This is a genomic window from Amycolatopsis sp. NPDC058986 (assembly GCF_042741125.1).
Classification (GTDB): Bacteria; Actinomycetota; Actinomycetes; order Mycobacteriales; family Pseudonocardiaceae; genus Amycolatopsis.
Genome location: NZ_JBHYJW010000126.1, coordinates 1 through 6,067, shown reverse-complemented (window position 1 = coordinate 6,067; position 6,067 = coordinate 1). Strand labels below are relative to the sequence as shown.

Annotated in this window: 5 protein-coding genes; 3 read left to right on the top strand and 2 right to left on the bottom strand. The window is 68.2% G+C overall.

Annotation, left to right across the window (positions count from 1 at the left end):
• Positions 1-71 precede the first annotated feature (71 nt).
• Complete coding sequence (gene desII, locus ACFW0G_RS45180; RefSeq protein ID WP_378331768.1) at positions 72-1,478, bottom strand: dTDP-4-amino-4,6-dideoxy-D-glucose ammonia-lyase; 1,407 nt, start codon at positions 1,476-1,478, stop codon at positions 72-74.
• Complete coding sequence (locus ACFW0G_RS45175; RefSeq protein ID WP_378331767.1) at positions 1,475-2,671, bottom strand: aminotransferase class I/II-fold pyridoxal phosphate-dependent enzyme; 1,197 nt, start codon at positions 2,669-2,671, stop codon at positions 1,475-1,477. Before ACFW0G_RS45175 ends, desII begins: the two co-directional genes overlap by 4 nt.
• Positions 2,672-2,776: 105 nt before the next feature.
• Here ACFW0G_RS45175 and ACFW0G_RS45170 point away from each other — a divergent pair, with 105 nt between their 5' ends.
• The 3 genes from ACFW0G_RS45170 (at position 2,777) to ACFW0G_RS45160 (ending at position 5,897) form a co-directional block, all read left to right on the top strand.
• A complete protein-coding gene (locus ACFW0G_RS45170; RefSeq protein ID WP_378331766.1) occupies positions 2,777-3,490 on the top strand; it encodes a class I SAM-dependent methyltransferase in 714 nt (237 codons plus the stop codon).
• Between the two features lie 89 nt (positions 3,491-3,579).
• Positions 3,580-4,926, top strand: coding sequence for a nucleotide sugar dehydrogenase (locus tag ACFW0G_RS45165; protein WP_378331765.1), 1,347 nt, complete (start codon positions 3,580-3,582; stop codon positions 4,924-4,926).
• The gene (locus ACFW0G_RS45160) at positions 4,923-5,897 is read left to right on the top strand and encodes an NAD-dependent epimerase/dehydratase family protein (protein ID WP_378331764.1); all 975 of its coding nucleotides are present in this window, start codon (positions 4,923-4,925) and stop codon (positions 5,895-5,897) included. The genes ACFW0G_RS45165 and ACFW0G_RS45160 overlap by 4 nt, the downstream gene beginning before the upstream one ends.
• Positions 5,898-6,067: the final 170 nt, after the last annotated feature.

Below are 6,067 nucleotides of genomic sequence, written 5' to 3'. Positions count from 1 at the left end.
ACCTTACGGGCGTCAGACGCCCGTAAGGTGGCCTTAACGGCATCACAACCGCGAGTGTCCCAGCGATCGGGTCAGCGGAGGAAGCCGCGTGTGTGGCGCCAGCCGTCGGCGATGTCGGTCTCGAGCTGGTTCAGCCGGGCCGTCAAAGCCTGGTCGAAGCCGTCGAGGAAGTACTCGTCGCCGTCGCGTGGCTCGATCCGGCGGTCGTCGGCCACGAACTTCGCCACCACGTCGGAAAGACTGGTGCCGGGCCCGAGACGGCCCGCGATGTAGCGGTCGGCCCCGGCCAGGCCGGGGAAACCGGCTTCACGGTAGAGATAGACGTCGCCGAGCAGATCGACCTGCACCCCCGCCTGGATGTGCGCGCCGGGCCGCATGGTCGACGGCTTGATCCGGATCAGCTCGGCCTCGGTGCCGGCGCGGATGCTGTGCAGCGCGTAGCCGTAGTCGACGTCCAGTGCGGGAACGCGCGCGGCGACGCGTTCGGCGAAGGCGTTCAACGCGTCTTCGAGTTCGGCGCGTTCGCCCGGCGCGAGCTTGCCGTCGGGCCTGCCGCTGTAGTCCTCCCGGATGTTCAGGAAGTCCACCGGCTGATCGGGCGCGGCGTCGGAAAGCTCGGCGATGAAATCGGCGAGCCGTGTCAGCCGCGACGAGCGCCCCGGCAGGATGATGTAGCTGAGCCCGAGCCGGACGGGACGTTCACGCTGGGCCCGCAGCTTCTGGAAGTTCAGCAGGTTCGTTTTCACCCGGCCGAAAGCCTTGCGTTTGCCGGTCGTCTCTTCGTACTCCTCGTCGTTGAGGCCGTACATCGAGGTGCGTACGGCGTCCAGATCCCACAGGCCCGGCTGTCGCGCGAGCGTCTGCGCCGTCAAGGCGAACGCGTTGGTGTACAACACCATCTTGAACCCGCGCCGGGCCGCGCGTGCGACCAGCTTGCCGAGGCCGGGGTTCGTCAGCGGTTCGAGCCCGCCGGAAATGTACATGGCGTAAGGATTGTCCGGTGGGATCTCGTCGATGACCGACGCGAGCATCGCGTTGCCGGAGTCCAAAGTGGAGTTCTCGTACCGCGCGCCGGTCACCCGCACGCAGAAGTGACAGCGGAACATGCACGTCGGCCCGGGGTAGAGCGCCACGATGTGCGGGTAGACCGTTCGCCGTTCGAGGATGTTCTCGATGACTCCCTTGCTCTCCAATGGAAGAACCGTGTTCGACCAGTACTTCCCTGCCGGGCCGTTCACCACGGCGGCGCGCAGCTCCGGCACCTGGTCGAAGGTGTCGAGCAGACGCTCGAACACCACGCGGTCGACGGCCAGCTCCCGTCGCGCGGTCTCCAGCGTGGTGAACGGGCTGGTGCCGTACTTGCGCGTGAGCGCGAACAGCAGGTCGGTGTCGCCGACCGCGTGCGGATACGCCTTGCGCAGCAGGTCACGCAGAGCGGCGCGCGGGTCGGGCGCGGTCCAGAACGCGGGTCCGGTCATGGGGTCTCCTTCCGTCGGGAGGTCACTTCGGCGCCGTGCGCGACCGCGAACCGGATGAGCGCGCACACCCGCCGGATCTCCTCACGGGACACCGAAGAACCGGTCGGCAGCGCGATCACCCTGGCGGCCATCGCCTCGGTGTGCGGCAGGTGCACCGGCCCGCGTGAGCGATACGGCTCCAGCTGGTGGCAGGCGGGCGAGCCGATCGGGGTGAGCGCGATCGCGTTCTCCGCCCGCAGTACTTCCAGGAGCAGGTCACGGGAGATCCCCGTGACGTCCTCGGCCACGTTCATGATCACGTACTGGAAGTTGTTGCGCTCCCTGGTGTCGTGCGTGAAGAAGCTCAGTCCCTCGGTGTTCCCGAGTTCGGCGAGATAGAGGTCGTAGTGGGACCTGTTGTGCCGCACGGTGGCTTCGAAGGCGTCGAGTGACGTCAGGCCCATCGCCGCGGCGGCCTCGCTCATTTTCCCGTTGGTGCCGCCCGCGTCGCTGACGGTCTTCAGGCCCTTGCCGAAGTTGTGCAGTGCGCGAACCCGGTCGGCCAGCTCCGGATCGTCGGTGACGACGGCGCCGCCTTCGAAGGCACCGGTCACTTTCGTGGCGTGGAAACTGAACACCTCGGCCGCGCCGAAACTCCCGATGACCCGGCCCTCGGTGGTGCAGCCGATCGCGTGCGCGGCGTCGAAGAAGACGGGAATCCCGTTGTCCGCGGCGACTTTTTCCAGTTCGTCCACCGCACACGGCCGTCCCCAGAGATGCACCCCGAAGATCGCCGAGGTGCGCGGGGTGATCGCCGCGGCGACCAGCGCCGGGTCGACACAGCCGGTGGCCGGGTCGATGTCGCAGAACACCGGCTCCAGGCCGAGCCAGCGAACGGCGTGCGCGGTGGCGGCGAAGGTCAGCGACGGCATGACCACCTCACCGGTCAGTCCCGCTGCGTGCACCAGCAACTGCAGCGCGACGGTGGCGTTGCAGGTGGCGACGCAGTGCGCGACGCCGGCGAGTTCGGCGACCCTGTCCTCGAACTCCAGCACCAGCGGTCCGCCGTTGGACAGCCATTGGTTGTCCAACGCCCAGTTCAGCCTGTCGAACAGGCGCGCGCGATCGATCAGATTGGGCCGGTTGGTGTGCAACGGCGTCAGGAACGCCGTTCGCCCGCCGAACAGGGCCAGGTCGTCCAGGTCGTGTTTCACCCTTGTGATGTTTCGCGGGCCGGTGGTGGACCCGCATCTCTGAGGCTGCGCGGACTGAGCATGCCGAGAGATGTTCCGTCGCGGCACCGGTGTGATCCTCGGTCCATGTACGGTGACGAATTCTCCGAAGTCTACGTGTCCTATTACGAAGGCCAGGGCAAGGACTACGCGGCCGAGGCGGAGGACATCACCCGGCTGATCCGCGAGCGGACACCGGGTGCGGACTCGCTGCTCGACGTCGCGTGCGGCACCGGCGCGCATCTGCGGCGGTTCAACCAGCTGTTCGCGCACACCGAGGGCATCGAACTGTCCGAGGGCATGGTCAAGGCGGGCCGCGTCCACTTCCCGGAACTCACGCTGCACCAAGGCGATATGCGGGACTTCCACCTCGGGCGCCGGTTCGACGCCGTCACCTGCATGTTCAGCTCGATCGGCCATGTCGGCGGGCCGGACGGCCTCGACGCGGCCGCGAGCTGTTTCGCCGAGCATCTCGTTCCCGGCGGCACGCTGGTGGTGGAACCCTGGTGGTTCCCGGAAAACTTCATCGACGGCTACATCGCGAGCGGGGTGGCCGAGGTCGACGGCCGCACGATCGTCCGGCTTTCCCATTCGGTACGGGAAGGCGACGCCACGAAGATCACCGTGCACCTGGCCATCGCGGACGCCGGACGCGGCCTGCGGCACGTGACGGAGGTCGGCCTGCTCTCCCTGTTCGAGCGTGCCCGTTACGAAAAGGCGTTCGCGCAGGCCGGAATCGACGCCGAATACGTCGAAGGCGGCCCGCTGGGACGCGGCCTTTTCCTGGGTGTCCGCCGCTGAGGAGAAGCGTGACAAGCCAGGAGACGCTGCCGCGCGTTCACCCGACCACGATGAAAAACCGAGACGGGCACTATTGATTGGGGACGCACATGCGTTTTCTGTCCGGCCGCGCGGACCTTTCGGTGGCGGTCATCGGCTTCGGTTACGTCGGTTCGTGCCTCGCCGCGACGCTGGCCGATCGCGGTTTCGACGTGCTCGCCGTGGACACCGACCCCCGGTTGCCAGGGGAGCTGGCGAGGGGGCACTGCCGGTTCCAGGAAGAGGGGCTGGCGAAGCTGATCTTCGAGGGTCTCGGTTCGGGCCGGCTGCGGGTGAGCACCGACGCGTCCGGGCTGGCTTCCGCCGACGTCGTGCTGATCAGCGTCGGCACCCCGGTGCTCGAAGACGGTTCGCTGGCCGACGAGCAACTGCGCGCCGCGTGCACCGAACTCGGCCGTCACCTGCGTGAGGGGCAGCTGGTCGTGCTCAAGAGCACGGTCCCGCCCGGCACTACTCGCGACGTGGTCCTCCCGCTGCTGGAGGAGAGCGGCCTGATCGGGCAGGTCGACTTCGGGCTCGCGTACTCCCCGGAACGGCTCGCCGAAGGCACCGCGTTGCGGGAGCTGCGGACGTTCCCGATCGTCGTCGGTGGTCTCGGCGAGGAGAGTGCCGACGCCGCGGCCGAGTTCTGGCGCCGGGCGCTGGGCGTCGAAGTCATCCCGCACGACTCGCTGGAGTCGGCGGAGATCGTCAAGCTGGCGAGCAACTGGTGGATCGACGTGAACATCGCGCTCGCCAACGAACTCGCCAAGTTCTGCGCGCTCTACGGCGTCGACGTGCTCGACGTGATCAGCGCGACGAACACGATCCCCAAGGGCGCGGGCAACGTCAACGTCCTGGTGCCGAGCGTCGGCGTGGGCGGCTCGTGCCTGACCAAGGACCCGTGGATGGTCTGGCGCTCGGCCGACCGCCGCGGCGTGGACATCAGGACGGCGGTGACCGGTCGCGAGGTCAACGCGGGCATGCCGGAGTACACCGCGCAGGTGATCGTCGACGAGCTGGTGCGCCTCGGCAAGGAGCCGGCGACGGCCAAGATCGCCGTGCTCGGGCTGGCGTTCAAGAACAACACCGGTGACCTGCGGGCGACCCCGACGCAGGGGGTGGTCGAAACGCTGGCCAAGGCGGGCGCGCAGGTGCGGTTGTACGATCCGCTGGTCGACCCCGCGCAGGTCGAACAGCTATACGGCACAGGGCTTTCGCCGAGCCTTGTGGAAGCCGTCGACGGCGCGGACTGCGTCGCCGTGCTCGCGCTGCATCGGGAGTTCGAAGGCATCGACTTCGCGAGCCTGCCGGTCGCCGCCGGGTGTCTTGTGCTCGACGGGCGTGCTTACTACAGCAAGGAAAAGATCGCCGAACTACGCGCCTTGGGCTACGCCTACCGGGGAATCGGCCGATGAGCCGCGTCGTGGTCACCGGTGGCTGCGGCTTCATCGGCGGGCATCTCGTGGAGCGGCTCGTCGCGCGCGGTGACGACGTCGTCGTGTTCGACGGGTTCGCTCCGTCGAACCGCACCGAGGGCGTCCACTACGTCGTGGGGGACATCCGGAACCAGGCGGAACTCGCCGAGGCCATCGACGGCGGCGTCGAGGTCGTCTACCACCTGGCCGCGGTGGTCGGGGTCGACAAGTACCTGTCGAGCCCGCTCGACGTGGTCGACGTCAACTTCCTAGGCACGCGCAACGTGCTCGAACTGGCGCACCGGGCGGGCGCGCGCGTGGTGCTGAGCAGCACGAGCGAGGTCTTCGGGAAGAACCCCGCGGTGCCGTGGCGGGAGGACAGCGACCGGGTGCTGGGCGCCACGTCGGCCGCCCGCTGGTCCTATTCGACGTCGAAGGCGCTGGCCGAGCACCTGACGTTCGCGTTCTCCGCCCACCACGGCCTGGACGCGCGGATCGTCCGGTACTTCAACGTTTTCGGCCCGCGTCAGCGGCCCGCGTACATCGTGAGCCGGTCGGTGCACCGGGCCTTGAACCGGCGGTCGATGGTGGTCTACGACCGGGGTGTCCAGACGCGCTGCTTCACCTATGTCGACGACGCGATCGACGGCACGATCCTGGCCGCGACGCATCCTGATGCCGCAGGGGAGTCGTTCAACCTCGGTTCGATGACCGAAACGACGGTCGGCGAGGTCGTCCGGCTCATCGCCGAGCTGACCGGTGCGCCCGAGCCACGCACCGAAGTCGACACGGCGACCCGGGTCGGCCCCGCGTACGAGGATCTGTCCCGCCGGATCCCGGATGCCACCAAGGCACGCGAAGTGCTCGGCTGGACCTGTGAAACCACGTTGCGTGACGGCCTCGTCAAGACGATCGAATGGGCCCGCGGCAGCCAGTGGTGGCTGGACCTGCCGGACAGCGGTGTGGCCTGAGCCGGACTCGTGCGTGCCGGATCCCTTTGTCGCGAACGCTCCGTTGCGGACGTTGAGCGTCCCGGAAGCGTCGTTCGGGACACCGGCGCCGTCGCGCGAAGCCCGCTACCCGCGCCTGCTGCAACCTATGTCCACATAGGACTCTCGTGCCGGTAAGGCCACCTTGGGGG